The organism is Thalassospira sp. UBA848, assembly GCF_002295455.1.
Lineage (GTDB): Bacteria > Pseudomonadota > Alphaproteobacteria > Rhodospirillales > Thalassospiraceae > Thalassospira.
The window spans coordinates 6,542-9,316 of record NZ_DBGS01000140.1 but is presented as its reverse complement, the minus strand read 5'-3'; the positions used below and the strand labels follow the sequence as shown (position 1 = coordinate 9,316).

The 2,775-nt window shown below is 54.3% G+C and carries 3 protein-coding genes; all 3 read right to left on the bottom strand.

Translation table 11 applies throughout. The annotated features are described in order from the left end of the window. Positions 1–187: 187 nt before the first annotated feature. The 3 genes from B2R48_RS19490 to B2R48_RS19480 all read right to left on the bottom strand — a co-directional run bounded on the left by B2R48_RS19490 (position 188) and on the right by B2R48_RS19480 (position 2,653). Complete coding sequence (locus tag B2R48_RS19490; protein ID WP_297003621.1) at positions 188–1,330, bottom strand: amidohydrolase family protein; 1,143 nt, start codon at positions 1,328–1,330, stop codon at positions 188–190. 336 nt (positions 1,331–1,666) lie between these two features. Beyond that, positions 1,667–2,338 carry a methyltransferase family protein gene (locus B2R48_RS19485; RefSeq protein WP_297003620.1) on the bottom strand — a complete coding sequence of 224 codons (672 nt, stop codon included), beginning with the start codon at positions 2,336–2,338 and terminating at the stop codon, positions 1,667–1,669. A gap of 141 nt (positions 2,339–2,479) precedes the next feature. Next, positions 2,480–2,653: a hypothetical protein gene (locus B2R48_RS19480; RefSeq protein WP_297003618.1), complete on the bottom strand. Its 174-nt coding sequence runs from the start codon at positions 2,651–2,653 to the stop codon at positions 2,480–2,482. Positions 2,654–2,775 lie beyond the last annotated feature (122 nt).

Sequence of the window (2,775 nt, the reverse complement as noted above, 5' to 3'; positions counted from 1 at the left end):
GGAGACTAATCCTGCCCCCGCAACCACTTCTGGTATAAATCGCTTCTTTGCGCGATATAACAACGCCCTAAATCAAAACACCCCGCCAGGCGAACCCGAGCGGGGTGTTTGTCTTTGCTGTAGCCTTGTTTGTTTCAGGCCTCATACAACTCGTTGTTTGTAAAGGCTTGTGGGTTTGGGAGAGGTATCAGACCTTTATGCCGAACAGTTTTTGCGCATTCCGGAACGCAATTTTTTCCTTGGCTTCACGGGGCAGATCCACTGCCCGAAACCAGTCGGTTCCCTGCTTCATGTCTGCGAACGGATAATCAGTTCCAAACATCACACGATCCACACTGATGTATTTCAACAAAAGATGAAGCAGTTCATCCTGGAAAAATGCGCTGGTTGTGTACCAGAAATTGTCACTGAAGTACTGGCCGATGGGCTTGTTCAGGGAGCCTTCGGTCACATCGCCCAAATCTTCCACGATACGCTCAAAGAAGAACGGAAGGCCTTCTCCCATATGGCCGATGATCATTTGCAGTTTGGGGAATCTGTCGAACGTTCCTGTCATGATCAGTCGAAGACATTGCGTAAGCACCTCCTGGTGCCAACCATATCCGGAACCGCTGAGAATGTAGTCCTGATATTCGTCGTTATATCCTGGCCGCATGATGCGGTAGTAAATGTCGAAGACTTCCTTGGGCGGGAAGCCCGGATGCAGGTATATCGGGACATCAAGTGCCTCGGCCCGCGCCAGAAGGGGTTCAAAATCGGGATGGTCGAGAAACTTTTTGCCAATAAAGCCATTGGTCATGGCGCCGACAAAGCCATCTTCGCGAACGGCGCGTTCCAGTTCGTCGGCTGATGCCTCCGGGTCCTGTAGCGGAAGGGTTGCATAGGCCTGGAACCGCCCCGGATAGGTGACCATCGGGCCGGTGGCAATCATCTTGTTGAGGCGATAGGCAAAATCGATGCCTTCCTGACCAGCGAGATCCTGCACGCCGGGTGTATGTGCCGAAAGGATCTGAACATTGATCCCTGCCTGATCCATGTCACCGATGCGGCCGGGGCCAAGTTCGGCAAGACCGGTTTCCCTGAGGTACTCCACGTGATCATCGTTAATCGCATTCAGCGCGATCAGTTCGTCGGTGGTATAGGTCTCTTCGGTGGCGATAAAGGGCAGGTCGTGGTCTCGCAAGGCAATGGTCGATTTTTCTGCCACAGTGGTGTCGGCGGCATTGGCGTGTGCAGCCAATCCGGCACCAACACCAAGAGCCGTCGCACCACTTAGAAAGCTGCGGCGTCCTATTGCGAGGTTCCCTTGGGGATTTTCGGTCGGTTTCATATCAATTTCTACTCCGCTATTATGTTGTGTCGTTCGGGGGCTTTCGTCATCATCGTTCTTGCGATCGAACATTTGTGACGGCAGCCCGGTAGGCCTAAAACCAATGGAAAGGGCCGGTGCTTCATTCAGACGGCCCTGTGTGGATGGGCTTATGCGCGTCCACGTCTGAGCAAATATCGGGTCAGCAGGCAAAAGGCCTGCTATTGCTGGGGGTGGGGCAGATCGCAACATCGTCGCGCGGGATAAAGGACAAGCTGTCTTTCAGCCGCTCAACCGCTTCGGGCAGCCGCTCAACCGCTTCGGGCTAAACCGGGACACCCTATCTAGGTTTGGCACTTAGGGCAGATAGATCACAGGTATCAGCCATCCCTTTTCCTGCATCACTTTGATGCCTTCCAATACCGGTCCAGCAGCCAGAAACCACATCGCATCGCGCGTCGTGGTCAAAAACAGTGACGGCTTGCACAGCAGTGTTTCTTCATCCTGCCAGCGAAACCACGTCGGCCGAAAACGCGGCACAATATTGGTATAGCGGCGGAATGCCTTGCCAAAACGTTCTGATAACAGCACTTCTTCTTGCAAGACCACATTGCGAAACACCATCCAGCACACGCCCGCAAACAAACTGGCGAGCACGATGCTGCCGGTCTGGGCTCCGACACCAAACGCCCCGATTATGCTGAAAAGATAAAGTGGATTACGGCAGCTTGAATAAGGCCCGGTGGTGACAAGCTCTGTGTTCTTGCGCCCGCCGATATAAAGGGAGCACCAGCCACGTCCGAAGATGCATACGTAAATCGCAAATAGCCCAACGGCTTCGATCATGTCGTGAAGCGCGCTCTGCCGATCGGTCAAGGACCGAGATCCGGCGACGAGTACCAGAAGAACCACAACACCAAGCCGAAGAATACGTTTTCTTCGGCGCTGTATGGTTCGCATGCCGGCATCATCCGGGGGCGTTCCCGACACCGCATTACCGGCAGAACGGAGTGCTGTAGGGGGGATCATGAAGTTCACTCTTGCCAAATCAAACTGCGGTCACTTCTAGCGTTAGCAGGTTGATTGTGGCGTCCAGTGCTTCACATCCGGTCGTTCGGTTGCAAACTCAAACTTGCTCAGTCCACCTTTCGACAACGTTTCCTATGCGTATCAGGGGCCGACATTTTGGTTGTGCATGCCCCTGAGCATGCCCGAGAGCTGGGCAAGCGCAAGGTTGACCCCGTCTTCATCCTGCAACGGACGGACAGTTGAGGCGGGCTTCGGAAAAGTTAGCAATTTTAAGCCAAAGTTCGAGACCGCGCGCAGACTGCGCTGGTCCGGCATGCTCACTCCTCAATCACCCCATCGACAACTCCAGCCTCGATCAGCTCCTCCACCTCCGGGAACCAGATTCCGGTATGCGGGGTGAGGAAGACCTGTTCAAGGAAGCTCTCGGCAATGCCCTG